The organism is Phycicoccus ginsengisoli (assembly GCF_054779295.1).
The window spans coordinates 38999-55298 of sequence record NZ_BAAGYN010000010.1; the positions used below are offsets into that span (position 1 = coordinate 38999).

General features: G+C 73.0%; 15 protein-coding genes. 6 read left to right on the top strand and 9 right to left on the bottom strand.

Going from position 1 to position 16300, the window contains the following annotated elements:
- The first annotated feature begins 167 nt into the window (after window positions 1-167).
- Both ACYVDO_RS16025 and ACYVDO_RS16030 read left to right on the top strand, forming a co-directional pair.
- The gene (locus tag ACYVDO_RS16025) at window positions 168-839 is read left to right on the top strand and encodes an ATP-dependent Clp protease proteolytic subunit (protein ID WP_460937704.1); all 672 of its coding nucleotides are present in this window, start codon (window positions 168-170) and stop codon (window positions 837-839) included.
- 32 nt (window positions 840-871) lie between these two features.
- Window positions 872-1513 (top strand): ATP-dependent Clp protease proteolytic subunit, encoded by a 642-nt coding sequence (locus tag ACYVDO_RS16030; protein ID WP_460937977.1) that lies wholly within the window; start codon window positions 872-874, stop codon window positions 1511-1513.
- Window positions 1514-1596: 83 nt separating this feature from the next.
- Here the strand turns inward: ACYVDO_RS16030 and ACYVDO_RS16035 are convergent, their stop codons facing one another.
- Window positions 1597-2634: a TerC family protein gene (locus tag ACYVDO_RS16035; protein ID WP_460937706.1), complete on the bottom strand. Its 1038-nt coding sequence runs from the start codon at window positions 2632-2634 to the stop codon at window positions 1597-1599.
- A 301-nt stretch (window positions 2635-2935) separates the two neighbouring features.
- Between ACYVDO_RS16035 and clpX the strand changes: the two genes are divergently transcribed.
- On the top strand, window positions 2936-4213 hold the full coding sequence (gene clpX / locus ACYVDO_RS16040) for an ATP-dependent Clp protease ATP-binding subunit ClpX (RefSeq protein ID WP_460937708.1): 1278 nt from the start codon (window positions 2936-2938) through the stop codon (window positions 4211-4213).
- Window positions 4214-4373: 160 nt separating this feature from the next.
- On the opposite strand, the gene ACYVDO_RS16045 is transcribed toward clpX, so the two are convergent.
- From ACYVDO_RS16045 to ACYVDO_RS16065, 5 genes are read right to left on the bottom strand one after another with little or no spacing between them, the layout of a single operon-like run.
- Window positions 4374-4889: a hypothetical protein gene (locus tag ACYVDO_RS16045; protein WP_460937710.1), complete on the bottom strand. Its 516-nt coding sequence runs from the start codon at window positions 4887-4889 to the stop codon at window positions 4374-4376.
- Complete coding sequence (locus tag ACYVDO_RS16050; RefSeq protein ID WP_460937712.1) at window positions 4889-6262, bottom strand: DUF58 domain-containing protein; 1374 nt, start codon at window positions 6260-6262, stop codon at window positions 4889-4891. Before ACYVDO_RS16050 ends, ACYVDO_RS16045 begins: the two co-directional genes overlap by 1 nt.
- Window positions 6259-7257 carry an AAA family ATPase gene (locus tag ACYVDO_RS16055; protein WP_460937714.1) on the bottom strand — a complete coding sequence of 333 codons (999 nt, stop codon included), beginning with the start codon at window positions 7255-7257 and terminating at the stop codon, window positions 6259-6261. Before ACYVDO_RS16055 ends, ACYVDO_RS16050 begins: the two co-directional genes overlap by 4 nt.
- Window positions 7258-7761 (bottom strand): hypothetical protein, encoded by a 504-nt coding sequence (locus ACYVDO_RS16060; protein ID WP_460937716.1) that lies wholly within the window; start codon window positions 7759-7761, stop codon window positions 7258-7260.
- The gene (locus ACYVDO_RS16065) at window positions 7758-8483 is read right to left on the bottom strand and encodes a DUF4129 domain-containing protein (protein ID WP_460937718.1); all 726 of its coding nucleotides are present in this window, start codon (window positions 8481-8483) and stop codon (window positions 7758-7760) included. The genes ACYVDO_RS16060 and ACYVDO_RS16065 overlap by 4 nt, the downstream gene beginning before the upstream one ends.
- Before the next feature lie 212 nt (window positions 8484-8695).
- Between ACYVDO_RS16065 and ACYVDO_RS16070 the strand changes: the two genes are divergently transcribed.
- From ACYVDO_RS16070 to ACYVDO_RS16080, 3 genes are read left to right on the top strand one after another with little or no spacing between them, the layout of a single operon-like run.
- Window positions 8696-9700 carry a sigma-70 family RNA polymerase sigma factor gene (locus tag ACYVDO_RS16070; protein WP_460937720.1) on the top strand — a complete coding sequence of 335 codons (1005 nt, stop codon included), beginning with the start codon at window positions 8696-8698 and terminating at the stop codon, window positions 9698-9700.
- Window positions 9697-10287, top strand: a complete 591-nt coding sequence (locus tag ACYVDO_RS16075) for a TIGR03086 family metal-binding protein (RefSeq protein ID WP_460937722.1) — start codon at window positions 9697-9699, stop codon at window positions 10285-10287. Before ACYVDO_RS16070 ends, ACYVDO_RS16075 begins: the two co-directional genes overlap by 4 nt.
- Window positions 10288-10333: 46 nt before the next feature.
- Window positions 10334-11035, top strand: a complete 702-nt coding sequence (locus ACYVDO_RS16080; RefSeq protein ID WP_460937724.1) for a hypothetical protein — start codon at window positions 10334-10336, stop codon at window positions 11033-11035.
- Here the strand turns inward: ACYVDO_RS16080 and valS are convergent.
- The 3 genes from valS to eccB all read right to left on the bottom strand — a co-directional run bounded on the left by valS (window position 10966) and on the right by eccB (window position 16261).
- Window positions 10966-13596 carry a valine--tRNA ligase gene (gene valS, locus ACYVDO_RS16085; protein ID WP_460937726.1) on the bottom strand — a complete coding sequence of 877 codons (2631 nt, stop codon included), beginning with the start codon at window positions 13594-13596 and terminating at the stop codon, window positions 10966-10968. The two genes, ACYVDO_RS16080 and valS, sit on opposite strands and share 70 nt — an antisense overlap.
- Before the next feature lie 104 nt (window positions 13597-13700).
- On the bottom strand, window positions 13701-14921 hold the full coding sequence (locus ACYVDO_RS16090) for a S8 family serine peptidase (RefSeq protein ID WP_460937728.1): 1221 nt from the start codon (window positions 14919-14921) through the stop codon (window positions 13701-13703).
- Entirely contained in the window at window positions 14918-16261 is a 1344-nt protein-coding gene (gene eccB, locus ACYVDO_RS16095) for a type VII secretion protein EccB (RefSeq protein WP_460937730.1), read from the bottom strand. The genes ACYVDO_RS16090 and eccB overlap by 4 nt, the downstream gene beginning before the upstream one ends.
- Window positions 16262-16300 lie beyond the last annotated feature (39 nt).

Consider the following 16300-nt stretch of genomic DNA (forward strand, 5'->3'; position numbering starts at 1 on the left):
GGCCGCCGCCATGCTGCGTCACGGTCCGTCCCGGGGGCGGACCACCACGGCCACCGGGGCCGCCTGCGCCTTGAGCCCTCTGCGCTCAGGGCGAACACGGGGGGATTCGGGGACTGTGGCGGCAGGGGCCCACGTTAGGGTCATCGACAGGTTGGAACCGGCGAGTGATGGAGACGAGCGTGACCAGCAGTGCTGCAGTAGGAAATCAACTCGGTGTCGCTCAGGACGAGCGGCCGCAGGGTGGTCTGGACGACCACATCTACAACCGTCTGCTCAAGGAGCGGATCATCTTCCTCGGCTCGGACGTGCGCGACGACAACGCGAACGCGATCTGCGCCCAGCTGCTGCTCCTGGCGGCCGAGGACCCGGGCAAGGACATCTGGCTCTACATCAACAGCCCCGGCGGCTCGATCTCCGCGGGCATGGCGATCTACGACACGATGAAGTGGATCCCCAACGACGTGGCGACCGTGGCCATGGGCATGGCGGCCTCGATGGGCCAGTTCCTGCTGTCCGCGGGCACCAAGGGCAAGCGCTACGCCACGCCCCACGCCCGCGTGATGATGCACCAGCCGTCCGGCGGCATCGGCGGCACCGCCTCGGACATCAAGATCCAGGCCGAGCAGATGCTCTTCGTGAAGAAGCAGATGGCCGAGCTCATCGCCGAGCACACCGGTCAGCCGCTGGAGCAGATCGAGAAGGACTCCGACCGCGACCGCTGGTTCAGTGCCGAGGAGGCCAAGGACTACGGCTTCGTCGACCACGTGTTCAGCAGCGCCGCCCAGGCCGGTGGCCGCAGCGGCAGCGACGACGACAACCCCGTCACCGGGGACAAGTGAGGAACGACGTGAACGCCAACATCAACCCCCGCATGCACGGCGGCCTGCACGTCCCGGGCCCGTCCAGCCGTTACATCCTGCCGCAGTTCGAGGAGCGCACCTCCTACGGCATGAAGCGGCTCGACCCCTACACGAAGCTCTTCGAGGACCGCATCATCTTCCTCGGCGTGCAGGTCGACGACGCGTCCGCCGACGACGTCATCGCCCAGCTGATCGTGCTGGAGTCGCAGGACCCCGACCGCGACATCCTCATGTACATCAACAGCCCCGGTGGCTCGTTCACTGCGATGACCGCGATCTACGACACCATGCAGTACATCCGCCCCGACGTGCAGACCTTCGTCGTCGGCCAGGCGGCCTCGGCCGCGGCGGTGCTGCTGTCGGCGGGCGCCAAGGGCAAGCGGTTCGCCCTGCCGAACGCCCGCATCCTCATCCACCAGCCGGCGCTCGCCGGTGGCGACTACGGCCAGGCCTCGGACATCGAGATCCAGGCCAACGAGGTGCTGCGCATGCGCAGCTGGCTCGAGGAGACCTGGGCCGGGCACTCGGGCCGCACCGTCGAGCAGGTCCGCAGCGACATCGAGCGCGACAAGATCCTGTCCGCCGAGGAGGCCAAGGAGTACGGCCTCATCGACGAGGTGCTCGCCTCCCGCAAGGCCTCGTTCGAGGACTGAGCACGCCCCGAGGACCCTCTCCTCGCGCACGACCCGGTATGCCGCCCGCTCACCTCGAGCGGGCGGCATACCCGTGTCAGGGGTCAGGACTGCAACTGGGGCTCGCGGTCGGTCTCCCCGGCTGCAGCCTCGGCGCGGCGAGAGGAGACCAGGCTGGTCACGGTGACCAGGGCCAGGACGCCCACGATGACCGCCAGCGAGGCGAGCGTCGGGACGACCGGGACCGCGGGCCAGGTGCCGTGCGCCCAGTGCAGGACGAGCTTGACGCCGATGAAGCCGAGGATCGCGGCGAGCCCGTAGCCGAGGTGGACGAGCTTGGCGAGCGCGCCCTCGAGCACGAAGTACAGCGCCCGCAGGCCGAGCAGGGCGAACGCGTTGGTGGCGAACACGAGGTACGGGTCGCCGGTGATGCCGTAGACGGCGGGCACGGAGTCGATCGCGAAGACGATGTCCGTGCCGAGGATCGCGACGGTCACCAGCGCGAGCGGGGTGAGGGCCCGGCGGCCGGCCTCGCGGACGGTCATCCGCGTGCCGCGGTAGTCGTCGGTCACGGGCAGGACCCGACGCATCAGGCGGACGCTGCGCAGGTTCGCGGTGTCGACCTCGTGGGCCGCCCCGCGCAGGGCGTCGCGCAGCAGCTTGACACCGGTCGCCAGCAGGACGAGCCCGAAGAGCAGGAACGTCCAGTCGAAGCGGGCCAGCATCTGCGCCCCGAGCGCGATGAACACACCGCGGAGCACGAGCGCGCCGACCACGCCGATGAGCAAGACCCGCTGCTGCAGCTCGCGCGGCACCGCGAACCCGGCGAGCACGAGCATGAAGACGAAGAGGTTGTCGACGGACAGCGACTTCTCGACGAGGTACCCCGTGTAGTACTCCAGGCCCGTCTGGCTGCCGAAACGGCTCCAGATCCAGGCACCCAACGCCAGGGGGAGGGCGATGTAGAAGGCCGACCACGCGGCGGCCTCGCGCATCGTCACGCGGTGGGGCCGGCGAGTCAGCAGGAAGTCGAGCACCACCAGCGCGAGCACGGCGGCAAGGGTGAGGCCCCACAACAGGGGCGTGGCGACGGAGGTGGTCGCGCCGGCGGGGTCGCCGGCAGCGGTCAGGGAAGCGGTCATGGTCGTCCTCGGATCGTGGTCCGAGGTCTCCTTCACCGCGAGGCGGTGCCGGGCCGGGAACGCCGTGGAGCGCTCGTACTGACCGGGCCGGGCTTGGGAAGTACTCCCCTCGTTGACGATTCTACGGGATCGGCCGCCGGTTGTCCGCTGTGAGCGGACAAGGCCCACCCCGGGCCCGTCCCGGCGATTCAATGGGGAGAATGGAGGGGTCCGGCGGGTACCGTCGGACTTGCTGCCCCGGCAGACCGGGCAGCACCGGAAGGCAGGCAGCGCGCCTGGACCAACACACGGAGGACGTCGCGTGGCACGCATGGGAGAGAGCGGCGACCTGCTGAAGTGCTCGTTCTGCGGGAAGAGCCAGAAGCAGGTCAAGAAGCTCATCGCCGGTCCGGGCGTGTACATCTGCGACGAGTGCATCGACCTGTGCAACGAGATCATCGAGGAGGAGCTCGCCGAGTCCTCCGAGCTGGGCCTGGACGAGCTGCCCAAGCCGCGCGAGATCTTCGACTTCCTGGAGAACTACGTGGTGGGGCAGGACGTCGCCAAGAAGGCGTTGGCCGTCGCCGTCTACAACCACTACAAGCGCATCCAGGCGGGTGAGCACAGCAGCGGCAAGAAGGACGCCGAGTCGGTCGACATCGCCAAGTCGAACATCCTGCTCATCGGCCCCACCGGCTGCGGCAAGACCTACCTCGCCCAGACGCTGGCCAAGATGCTCAACGTCCCCTTCGCCATCGCCGACGCCACCGCGCTCACCGAGGCCGGCTACGTCGGTGAGGACGTCGAGAACATCCTGCTCAAGCTGATCCAGGCCGCCGACTACGACGTCAAGAAGGCCGAGACCGGGATCATCTACATCGACGAGGTCGACAAGATCGCCCGCAAGAGCGAGAACCCGTCGATCACCCGCGACGTGTCCGGGGAGGGCGTCCAGCAGGCGCTGCTCAAGATCCTCGAGGGCACGACCGCGTCGGTGCCGCCGCAGGGTGGCCGCAAGCACCCGCACCAGGAGTTCATCCAGATCGACACGACGAACGTCCTCTTCATCGTGGGCGGGGCGTTCGCCGGCCTGGAGAAGCTCATCGAGTCGCGCAACGGCAAGAAGGGCCTGGGCTTCGGCTCCGAGCTGCACACGCCCAAGGACCTCGCCGAGTCGATCCACGAGGCCATGCCCGAGGACCTCATGAAGTTCGGGCTCATCCCCGAGTTCATCGGCCGGCTGCCCGTCATCACCACGGTCAGCCCGCTCGACCGTGACGCGCTCGTGACGATCCTGTCCGAGCCGCGCAACGCGCTGGTCAAGCAGTACAAGAAGATGTTCGAGATCGACGGGGTCGAGCTCGAGTTCACCGACGACGCCCTCGAGGCCATCGCCGACTCCGCCCTCAACCGCGGCACCGGCGCCCGCGGGCTGCGCGCGATCATGGAGGAGGTGCTCCTCCCGGTGATGTTCGACGTGCCGAGCGACGACGGCATCGCCAAGGTCGTCGTCACCCGCGAGGTCGTGCGCGAGAACGTCCTGCCGACGATCGTGCGCCGCGACGAGGAGCCCAAGCGCACCCGCAAGCGCTCCGCCTGACCCCCCGGCGGGCTCCGTCCCGTCGCACAGCCCAGCCCCGACGGCCCGTTGCCGCCGGGGCTGGCGCGTCCGGGGCCCGCGTGTCCCAAGGGCGGCGGGCGGGCGTGGTCGTCCGGGGTCGTCGTGTCCGGGGTCGTCGTGTCCGCGGCAGGGGTGCGGGTCAGTGCTGCGGTTCGCGGGCGACCAGCCAGACCGCCAGGGCGAGCAGCGCGGTGCCGATGATCGCGGCATACGTCAGGGTGCCCTCGCCCGGTGTGCCGCTGCCGCTGACCACGCCGGTGACCGCCCAGACGGGCACGCACGCAGCCACGACGAGCGCCGCGCGACGGCTCCAGCGGCGCAGCGCCGCGGGCGGTACCGGCGCGCCGTCCGGGTAGGCGGCTGCCAGGGCGGCGCTGGTGTGCACGAGGAGTCCGAGCAGGGCAGCGACGACCGTGAGCAGCCACGCCGAGCCACCCACGGGCGTGGGAACGGTGGCGAGCCAGTGCAGGACGTGCCCGCCCAGCAGGACGGTCACGGCGTGCGTCCCGGGTCGCACGGCGGCGTAGGCGGTGAAGGCGACGAGGAGCAGGACCGCGACCCACAGGGGGCTGACGGCAGCCACCGCGGTCACGGCGGCGAGGGCCACGGACGCAGCGCCGAGCACGACGCGCAGGACGACCTGGGAGCGGGACATCAGCGACTCACCACCCGGGGGGCGCGGGAGCGACGGCCCAGGTCGCGCAGGACGAGGTCGAGCGTGCCGGGGCCCGACCAGGGCACGATCGGGACGCCGGCGTCGCGGGCCCGGAGCATCTCGCGCTCCCGCTCCATCAGGCGCAGCCGCCAGGCCAGGGCAGCGCCGGCGGGGTGGTCCTCGACCGACGTGAGCTCGGCCAGCCGGTCCGCAGGCAGGTCCGGTCGGGTGAAGTCCGGCGGCAGCGTGTCGATGGCCACCACCGAGACGCCACGGCGCGCGAGCGACACGGCATGGGCCAGCACGTCGACCGACACCGCGGGGGTGAGCACGATGACCAGGGTGCCCGCGCCCACGTGGTGGCGCAGCTGCGTCTGCAGGCGGCGCTCGTCGCTCACGGTGCTGTCGGCCACGCGGACGCGCGAGAGCACGTCGAGCAGCCGGCGCAGGTGGTTGTTGCCGGCCGCGGCCTGGACCCGGGGCAGGTCGCGCGCGCCCAGGACGAGCAGGCCGACCCGGTCGCCGGTGCGCAGGTAGTGCTCTGCGATGGCCCCCGCAGCCCGGGCCGCGTTGTCCAGGCTGCTGCTCGATCCACTGGGCCCGCTGCTGTGGCCCAGGTCGTGCATGGCGTCGACGAGCAGAAGGATCTCGCTGTCCTGGTCGGCGTGGGTGGCCGTGACGTGCAGGGTGCCCGTGCGGACGGAGACCGGCCAGTGCACCCGGCGCAGCCGGTCGCCGAAGCGGAAGGGACGGATGTCGGCCAGCTCGCCACCGTCGCCGAGGTGGGCCGACCGGCTGCGGCCCACGAGGCCATCGGGGTGCGGCACCGGCGTCCGGGCGGCGAAGTGGTCGGGCAGGGGCACCGTCGACACGGGGTCGGACGTCACGGGCTCCGGCTCCCAGGTGAAGCCTCCGAAGGCGCTGCCGAGGGCGATGGTGGCCGGCCCCAGGGTGCGGTGGCCCCACCGGGTGCTCTGGCAGAGCACGTCCAGCCGGGCCGGCTCGCCGCCCGGTGCGAGCGCTGCCGCCTGGGCGCGGCTCGCCGGCGTGTAGCTGGTGTGCGGGCTGGGCAGCAGGGCGACGCCCAGGTCCTCGACACCGGGGGCGGGGTCCACGGTCGTCGTCCACGCCGTGGTCTGCCCCTCGCGCAGCACCGGGTGGCGCACGCCGGCGTGGACCTCGGGAGAGCGCGCCGGCCGGGCGGCCAGCGCCCAGACCGCCACGACGACCAGGGGCGCCCCCAGCGCCACCGCGTCGGGCCTGCGGAGCAGGACGCCGACAGCAAGGAGCAGGAAGCCGAGCAGGGTGGCGCGGACGTGCGCCGGCGTGGCCCGCCAGCGCGCCTCCAGCCGCCTGCCGACGGGTCGGCTCACGGGCGCTCGAACCCGGTCCGCGCCCCCGAGCCGGTGGCGGCCGGGGTGGGCACCGACGTCAGCACCGAGTCGACCACGCTGGCCGCGGACACGTCGTTCATCCACAGCTCGGGCCGCACCGAGACGCGGTGGTCGAGGGCGGCGTGGGCGACCGCCTTGACGTCCTCGGGGGTGACGTAGTCGCGGCCGCGCAGCACGGCATACGCCCGCGCCGTGAGCAGCAGCGCGAGCGAGCCACGCGGCGAGGAGCCCATGAGCAGGCTCTGGTGGCTGCGGGTCGCGCCGACGAGCCTGACGCAGTATTGGCCGACGCCCTCGTCGACGGTGACCGTCTCGACGGCCGCCTGCATGGCGAGCAGGCCCTCCGCGTCGGTGACCTGGGCGACCTGCTGCTCCTCCTGGCGGCGCCCCATGCGACGCTGCAGCACCTCCCACTCGTCCGAGGCGCTGGGGTAGCCGAAGGACACCCTCAGGAGGAAGCGGTCGAGCTGGGCCTCCGGCAGCGGGTACGTGCCCTCGTACTCCACCGGGTTGGCGGTCGCGAGCACGTGGAACGGACGGGGCAGCCGGAAGGTCTCGCCCTCGACGGTGGCCTGGCCCTCCTGCATCGCCTCGAGCAGTGCGGACTGCGTCTTGGGGGGCGTGCGGTTGATCTCGTCGGCGAGCAGCAGACCGGTGAACACCGGGCCCTTGCGGAAGGTGAACTCGTGGCTGCGCTGGTCGTACAGGAACGAGCCGGTGAGGTCGCTCGGGAGCAGGTCCGGGGTGAACTGGGCGCGGGCGAACTCCAGCCCGAGGGCCTGGGCGAACGAGCGCGCGGCGAGCGTCTTGCCGAGCCCGGGGAAGTCCTCCATGAGCACGTGCCCGCCGGCGAGGACCCCGGCCAGGACCAGCTCGAGGCTGTGCCGCTTGCCGACGACGGCTCGCTCGACCTCGGCGAGGATGGCGCCGGCTCGCTCGGAGACCTGGGTCAGGGACAGGGTGGTGGGGTTCACTCAGATCTCCTCGAGGGTGGTGACGTAGGCGTCCACGCGCGCGGCGGTCAGCCGGCCAGTGGGCGGGTTGGCGAGGTATGCCGTGAGGTCCGGGCCGAGGGCGGCGCGCACGTCGGCGACGTCGTCGCCGGTGAGCGCCAGGCCGCGACGGCGCCGCAGCCGCTCCTCGGTGATGGCGCGGATGGTCTCGTGCAGCTGGGTCTGGGCGACGGCGTCGCCGGCGACGGCCGCGTCGACGGTCTCCGCGAGCCGGGTCACCCGCACGTCGCTGCCGCGGACCGGGGCGCTGCCGGTGAAGGTGTTGGCCCAGTCGGTCGCGTGCTGGTGCTGCCAGAGCCACTGGACCAGCACGCCGAACGTCGCCACCACGGCGGCGCAGGCGAGCAGGATCGCCGGGTTCACCAGGGCGGGCACCAGGGCGAGCACGGCGCCGACGACCGCGGCGAGGACGAGGGCGACGGCCAGCTGGCCGCCGGTCGGCAGGGCGCGGAGCCGGGCGATCACCGGCGGGCCCCGGCCAGGCGCTCGCGGGCCGGACGCGGCGGCAGCCCGCGGGCGATGTCGGCCTGGACCTGCTGGAGCGCGGCCCTGGCCTGGGTGCGGAGGTCCTCGCCGATCTCGTGCCGGGAGAAGCGCGCCTCCCGGTAGAGCGCACCGAGCCGGTCGAGCGCGGCGGCGTCGACGTCGAACCGGCGCAGGACACTCGTCACCAGCTCGGCGGAGGTGCGGGAGCGGTCGTCGCCGATGCCCGCCGACCGCACGGCGTCCTCGAGGGCCACCCAGGCGGCCACGACCGCGTTGGCCGGGGTGCCGGTCGCGAGCAGCTCCTCGCCCTGGCGGGCTGCCGCCAGCATCACGTCAGGGGTGACCTCGGCCGAGACCTCGGTGCGCTCCTCGCGGGCGGACGTCGTGCGGAGCTGCTCGACCACGGCCCGGGCGATGGCCGCGACGACCGCGAGCACGACGAGGGCGAGGACGATCTTCATGCCCCAGGCGATGGCGTCGGCGAACGGCGTGCCCGGCGGTGCGGCCCCGCGGCCGCGCTCACCGATCTCGCCCTGGGCGACGGGGGCCGGCGAGCCGTACTCCTCGCCGGGTGCCTTGGACCCCGGGCCGTTGAAGTCCTGTCGCGCGAAGACGCCCACCGGACCCGCCGCCGACACCCACGCCGCCAGCAGCAGCGTGGCCACCGTCCCGGCCAGCAACCCCCATCCCCTCCGCGTCACGCACCCGACCCTAGGGAAGGGCGTCGGAAACCGGAAACCATTTGCCGTCCACCGGGCACGATTCGTTACAGAACCTCGGTGCGGGGGACGCCCGCGAGCAGGACCTGCAAACTGGCCGGGCCGACAGCGATGAGTTTGCGGAGGTGGTCCGGTCTGTTCCTGCGACAGGCCCCGGGTGCCTAGGCTGGGGTGGGGACCACGGAGGAGACGGCATGACCGAGGTGCACGAGCGGGCGGCGACAGAGGACTTCCCGCAGCTGTCCGACACCTACCGGCGTGAGCTGACCGCCCACTGCTACCGCATGACGGGGTCGATCCACGACGCCGAGGACCTGGTCCAGGAGACCTACATCCGGGCCTGGCGGGCGTACGGCGCGTTCGAGGGCCGCTCGTCGGTGCGGACCTGGCTGTACCGCATCGCCACGAACGTGTGCCTGTCCTCGCTCGAGGGCAAGGACCGCCGCCCGCTCCCCACCGGACTGGGGACACCGGCCAGCGACCCGGGGGAGCAGGTGGTGGCCTCGAGCGAGGTGGCCTGGCTCGAGCCGGCGCCCGACCCCCTCGTCGCCAGCGACACGGCCGACCCGGCCAGCATCGTGGCCGAGCGCGACAGCATCCGGCTCGCGTTCGTCGCGGCCCTGCAGCACCTGCCCGCCCGCCAGCGGGCGGTGCTCATCCTGCGTGACGTGCTGCGGTGGCGGGCGGCCGAGGTCGCCGAGGCGCTCGACACGACCGAGGCCGCCGTGAACAGCGCGCTGCAGCGCGCCCACGCCCAGCTCGCCAGGGTCAACGTCACCGCCGACACGGTCGAGGACCGGCTCGACGACGGCCAACGCGCGCTGCTCGACCGCTACGTGCAGGCGTTCTGGGACAAGGACATCAGCTCGATCGTCAGCATGCTCACCGCCGACGCGGTCTGGGAGATGCCGCCCTTCACCGGTTGGTACACCGGCGCCGAGGCCATCGGCCGGCTCATCGACACCCAGTGCCCCGGCGGGGTGCACGAGATGCCCATGCTGGCGACGACGGCGAACGGCCAGCCGGCGTTCGGCCTGTACATGCGCCAGCCCGACGGCACGTTCACGCCGTTCCACCTGCAGGTCCTCACGCTCACGGAGGGGCGCGTCAGCCACGTGGCCGCGTTCTTCGACACGCGGCTCTTCGAGACGTTCGGCCTGCCCGCGGTGCTGCCCGCGGACCACATGAGCACCATGTGAGCACGGCGATGACGACCGCGACCGGCGTGGGCCGGCCGCCGGGTGCCGTCGAGCTGCTCGAGCGCGCCGTGGCCTACACCCGCGGCAGCCTCCTGCTGGTCACCGAGGCGGACCTGGGCAACCGCACGCCCTGCGCGGACTGGGACCTGCGCGCCCTGCTGCGGCACATGGACGACTCGCTCGACGCCATGGCCGTGGCGGCGTGCGGCCCCCGCCTCGCGCTGGCGCCACCGGCGGTGGAGGGCGACGGCCGCGCGCTGCTGGACCGGATCTGTGCGCGGGCCCGCGCCCTGCTGGGCCACTGGCACCGCGTCGCCGGGGGCGACGTCGCCCTCGGCGCGCTGAGCCTGCCCCGGGAGCTCCTGGGGTCCGTGGGCGCGCTGGAGATCACCCTCCACGGCTGGGACGTGGCCCAGTCGCTCGACCGGCCCCGGCCCATCCCACCGGCCCTCGCCATGGACCTGTGGCCGCTCGCGCGCGACCACATCACCGAGGCGGACCGGCCGGTCCGGTTCGGTCCCGTGCTCGACGTGCCGGACTGGGCCGCCCCCCAGCACCGGCTGCTCGCCCACGCGGGTCGCTGCTGACGCCACGTGGTGGACGGTCCCACCCGTACCGGGAAGGATGGGACACATGACCACGGGCTACCGGCTGCGCAACGGTGACGTCGGCCCGGTCCAGCAGAGCCCCGTCACCTGCGGGTCGGCCTGCCTCACCGTGGCCCGGATGCTCGTCAACCCGAACTTCGCCCGGTGGATCACCACGGGGGAGGGTCCGCGGTCGGACGCGCCGCCGGGGGACACCGAGCAGGAGCGGTTCGCGGCGTACGAGCGGGTGGTCATGCGCCGCACCAACCGGCTGGTCGGCGCCGGCGGCAGGCTCAACCTCCCGTGGCCGCGTGCCCTCGGCACCCCGCCGTGGGGCGCCCTCAAGGAACTCGAGTTCGGAGCCGCCCGTCGCGGCACGACCTACCAGGTCCGCTCGCTGCGCCAGCTCGGCCCGGAGAGGCTGGCGTCCGCGCACGCGCGCCTGCTCGACGTCGTCGCGGACGGCGAGCCCGCCCTGCTCTACCTCGGCTCGGCGACCCTTCCCCGCCACGTGACGCTGGTGCTGCCCGGCGACGGCGACCGCCTGCTCGACCTCTACGACCCCGCCACCGGCGAGGTGACGCTGCTGGAGGAGGCTCGGTTCACCACCCGCAGCCTCGGCATCGCCGGGTGGGACGTGCCGTGGCTGACGGTCCAGCCCGACGGGGCGCGCCGGGTTCAGGCCTTCGGCTTCTCCACCGGGATCAGCTCGGCGTCGCGCGCCTCGGGGGTCTCCGCCTCGGCGTAGCCGATGGTGCCGGTGACCCGCCCCGCGGCCCGCAGGTCGGCCTCGGCGGACTGGACCCGCTGCGCCCACGTGTCCGGCCCGGCCAGGGTGATGGCGGCGACCTCGGCGCGCATGCCGACCTTGGCCTCGGACTTGGCCTTGCGGATGCCGGCCAGTGCCTCGCCCACCGCGGTCATCACGGCGGGGTCACCGCCCACCCCGGCGGCCACGTCGTCCGTGGTGGGCCAGGCGGCGTGGTGCACCGAGCCGTCGTGCCACCAGGACCAGACCTCCTCGGTGACGTACGGCAGCATCGGCGCGAACAGGCGCAGCAGCACGTCGAGCGCGATCCGCAGCGCCGCCCTGGCCGAGGCCGCCTCGGCGTCGCCCTGGCCGCCGTAGGCGCGATCCTTGACGAGCTCGAGGTAGTCGTCGCAGAAGGTCCAGAAGAAGGACTCGGTCACCTCGAGCGCGCGGGTGTGGTCCCAGCCCTCGAAGCCGGCGGTGGCCTTGGCCACGACGTCACCGAGCGCGGCGAGCATCGAGCGATCCAGCCGGTTGGTCACCGCGCTCGCGAGGTCCCCCTCGACCTCCCCGAAGGACAGGGCGAACTTGGTGGCGTTGAGGACCTTGATCGCCAGCCGGCGGCCGACCTTCATCTGGCCGGTGTCGTAGGCCGCGTCGGCCCCGAGCCGGCCGCTGGCCGCCCAGTAGCGCACGGCGTCCGCGGAGTGCTCCTTGACGACGTCCTCGGGGGTGACGACGTTGCCCTTGGACTTGCTCATCTTCTTGCGGTCGGGGTCCAGGATCCACCCGGAGAGCGCGGCGTTGCGCCACGGCACCGAGCCGAACTCGAAGTGCGAGCGCACGACCGTGGAGAACAGCCAGGTGCGGATGATGTCGTGCCCCTGCGGGCGCAGGTCCATGGGGAAGACGAGGTCCATGAGGGCCTCGTCGCCGCGCCAGCCCCCGGCGATCTGCGGCGTGAGCGAGGAGGTCGCCCAGGTGTCCATGATGTCGGGGTCGCCGACGAAGCCGCCGGGCTCGCCGCGCTGCGACTCGTCGTACCCGGCTGGTGCCTGCGCGGCCGGGTCCACGGGCAGCTGGTCCTCCGACGGCACCAGCGGGGTGTCGTAGACCGGCTCGCCGTCCGCGTCGAGGGGGTACCAGACGGGGATCGGCACGCCGAAGAACCGCTGGCGCGAGACCAGCCAGTCGCCGTTGAGCCCGCTCACCCAGTTCTCGTAGCGCGAGCGCATGAACGCCGGGTGCCACTCGACCTCGCGACCCCGCTCGATGAGGGCGGCGTTGAGCTCGGCATCGCGGCCGCCGTTGCGGATGTACCACTGCCGGGAGGTCACGATCTCGAGCGGCTTCTCGCCCCGCTCGTAGAAGTTGGCCTTGCGCTGGGTCGGCGTGGGCTCGCCGTCGAGGTCACCCGACTCGCGCAGGGCCGCGACGATCGCCTCGCGCGCGCCGAAGGTGGACTTGCCGGCGACCTGCTCGGTGAACAGCGCCTCGCCGGGCCCGCCGACCAGCCACTCGGGCACCTCCGCCTGGATCCGGCCGCTGCGCGTGATGACCGACCGGGTGGGCAGCTGCAGCTCGCGCCACCACAGCACGTCGGTGAGGTCGCCGAAGGTGCAGCACATCGCGATGCCGGCGCCCTTGTCGGGCTCGGCCGCGGGGTGCGCCAGCACCGGCACCTCGACCCCGAACAGCGGTGAGCGGACCGTGGTGCCGAACAGGCCGGCATACCGCTCGTCGTCGGGGTGGGCGATGAGGGCGACCACGGCGGGGATGAGCTCGGGACGCGTGGTCTCGATGTACACCGGCGCGGCGCCCTCGGCGGTGGGGTGGAACGCGACCCGGTGGTAGTGGCCGGGATAGTCCTTCGCCTCGAGCTCGGCCTGCGCCACCGCGGTCTGGAACGTCACGTCCCACAGGCCCGGCGCCTCGGACTGGTACGCCTCGCCGCGGGCGAGGTTGCGCAGGAATCCCTGCTGGGCGGTCGCCCGCGAGCGGTCGTCGATGGTGCGGTAGGAGATGCCCCAGTCGAAGGAGAGGCCGAGCCTGCGGAAGAGGCTCTCGAAGGCCTCCTCGTCCTTGACGGTCAGCTCGTCGCACAGCTCGATGAAGTTCTGCCGCGAGATCGGCTGGGCGTCAGCGGCCTTGGTGCTCTTGACGTCGCCGCGGTGGGAGGGCGTGAAGCCGGGGTCGTGGGGGAGCGAGGCGTCACCGCGCACGCCGTAGTAGTTCTGGACGCGCTTCTCGGTGGGCAGGCCGTTGTCGTCCCACCCGATCGGGTAGAAGACGTGGAAGCCCGCCATCCGCTTGTAGCGGGCCATGCAGTCGGTGTGCGTGTAGGAGAACACGTGCCCGATGTGCAGCGAGCCGGAGGCCGTCGGCGGAGGGGTGTCGATCGAGAAGACGCTCTCGCGGCCGGCCGCGGCCGCGGCCTCGCGGTCGAACGTGTAGGTGCCCTGCTCGCGCCATACCTGCGTCCACTTGTCCTCGAGCCCGTCGATGGTGGGGCGATCGGGGATCGTGGCGGCGCGAGGCGTCATGAGGGCGTCGGTCATGCAGCGAATCCTCCCATCCGTGCGGGCGCCGTTTCCAACCGGTTGGCCCGCGGCGGCGCAGGCCCCGCGGCGGCACGGGAGCCGCTGCCTCCCGGGGCCGTGGCTCAGGCGGCCTGCCGGCGCGTCCGGCCGGCGCGCAGCGCGCCGCCCAGGGCGAGGGCGATCACGGCACCGCCGCCGAGCAGGCTCCACCACAGGGCGGCGGTGCGCTCGGGGGCGTGGGGGTCGGGTCGGGCGCTGAGGTCGATCCGCTCCGCCGGCGCTGCCACCACCGGCCGCGGCTTCTCCCCGGGAGCCAGTGGCCCCCCCACGCTGGCGTCGGTCAGGGCGGTCAGCGCCTCGTACGGCTGGACGAGGCCCCAGCCGGCAGCGTCCGTGCGCTGGTCGCGGCGGTCGCGCGAGGCCGTGGACTCCAGCCGGTGCTTCCAGCCGGCCGGCCCCTCGTCGGGGAACCGCTGGGCCAGCAGGGCGGCCGCGGCGCTGACGTAGGCCGTGGCGAAGCTGGTCGACTCCTCCTCCTGCTCGAGCAGGCAGTCCCCGGCGTCGAGGTACGTCGTGAGGATGCGCGTGCCGGGGGCGGCCACGTCGACGTGGGGACCGTGGATCGACCCCTCGCCGACGGTGTCCGAGGCGTCGACCGCGGCGACGGCAACGGCCTGGGGGTATGCCGCGGGGTAGCGCAGTGAGTCGTTCTTGTTCTCCGAGACGTTGCGGTTGCCGGCCGAGGCGACGACGAGCGCGCCCCTGGACGTGGCGTAGGCGACGGCGTCGCGCAGGCCAGCGTTGTCGGTGGGCGTGCTCATGGAGACGTTGACGACCTTGGCCCCGTGGTCCGCGGCATACCGGATGCCGGCCGCGATCCGGTCCGGACGGGGACCGACCCCCTTGCTGCGGGACGTCTCGTCGTCGGAGTAGAAGACGCGCACCGGCATGACCTTCGCCTCGGGCGCCAGGCCCACGAGGCCCGAGCCCTTCACGCCGCGGGCCACGATCTCGCCCGCGACCGCGGTCCCGTGGCCGAGGTCGTCACGGTCGGCAGGCAGCTTCGGGACGAAGGACCGACCGGCGACGAGCGCCCCCTTGAAGTGGGCGTTGCGCGCGTCGACCCCCGAGTCGACGACGGCGACGACGACGCCGCGGCCGGTGGCCAGCGTCCAGGCGAAGCGGGCGTTGAGGCGTTGCAGGGCCGGCGGCTCCTCGGGGACGTACTGGACCTTCCCGGGCTCGCACTGCGCGGCGGCGGCCGGGGTAGCGGTCGCGACCGCCCCGCCCAACCCCAGGACGAGGCCCAGCACGCCCGCGGCGGCGGTCCGGCGCCGGGTCATCTCTTCGCGGTGCTGACGGCGTTCTGCGCCGCAGCGGTGCTCAGCGCGGGGCCTGAGGCGAAGAGGCCGACCCACGCCTGCGGCACGGGCACGACGTCATCCTTGGCGTAACCGAGCCGGGCCAGCACGTCGTCGCCCCCGACCACGCTGTAGGCGGTGGCGGTCTGGTCGATCACGAGCACCGGTCCCCGGTTGATGATGTTGTCGCCGATCGAGCGCACCAGGGCACCCGACCCCGCCTCCACCTCGGTGACCTGTCCCTCGGTGGCCTTGGCGGTGGTCGAGCTCGACAGGGTCGTGGTCGGCAGCGTGTTGGGCCCGGCCGTGAGGGTGGCACACGGCGGCGCGTCGAGCGCCTGCGGGATCTGCTCGGGCCACTGCGCCGGCACCACCTGCCGGTCGGTGGTCCGCAGGCCCGCGATCTCCGCCGGGGTGACCTGGATGTCGGCCCCCACGGTGCGCCCCGAGCCGAGCTGGTAGAGGGCGTAGGCGAAGGGCGGCAGCACGGCGAGCTCGCCGGTCGTGAGGACGACGTACCGGCGTGGGGTCGAGGTCCCCGTGTCCTTGACGGCGAGCACCGAGCCGACGACGGCCCCCGGCGGCAGCCCAGGGCGCGCCTTCCCGGCGTCGGGGATCCGCAGCGCCCCCAGGGTCGGCCCCTGGGCGAACAGGCTGGTCCAGGCAGCGGGAGCGGGGACCGGCGTGACCGACTCGAGGCGCAGCTGGCGCAGGACGGCGGCTGCCTCGTCGGCCTTGACCGGTAGCCGGAAGCCGCCGGTGACGACGAAGAGGCCCTGGGCCGTGCGGACGACGGCAGCGCTGCCGGTGGCGGGGGTGCTCGCGGCACGCTGCCCGACGACGGTGCGCTGGGCGCCGGACTGGGAGACGCACGAGACCCAGCCGCTGCGCGAGAGCCGGCCCGGCGGGGTGAGCGAGTCCGGGGCCCCCAGGATCCCGATGGCCGCGCCCCGCGGTGTCGTGGCGATCTTGTCGTCGTTGACGGTCACGACCTTGAACTCGTCGGCGGGGATGAGCAACCGGGCGCTGGTGGTGTTGATGACCGGGTAGAGCGTCTTCTTGATGGCGACGTACCGGGCACCGCTCTTCTTGGCGATCACCAGCCGGTTGTCGTCCCACCCTGACGGCAGGCCCGGGTTGAGCACCCCGGTGACGAGCCCGCCCACGGCCACGAGCGCGGTGACCGCGAGGCCGCCGATGATCGCCCGCCACGGACGCTGCGGCTCCACCTCGCGCCCCCCGGGCGCGCCGGCCACGAAGGCGGTGGCCAACCTGCGGCGGCTGAAGGCCTGGGCTTCGACCAGATCCTTCTTGGTTGCCACCGGGTCCTGCCTCTCCTGCTGGGTGCTGGGTCGACGGCC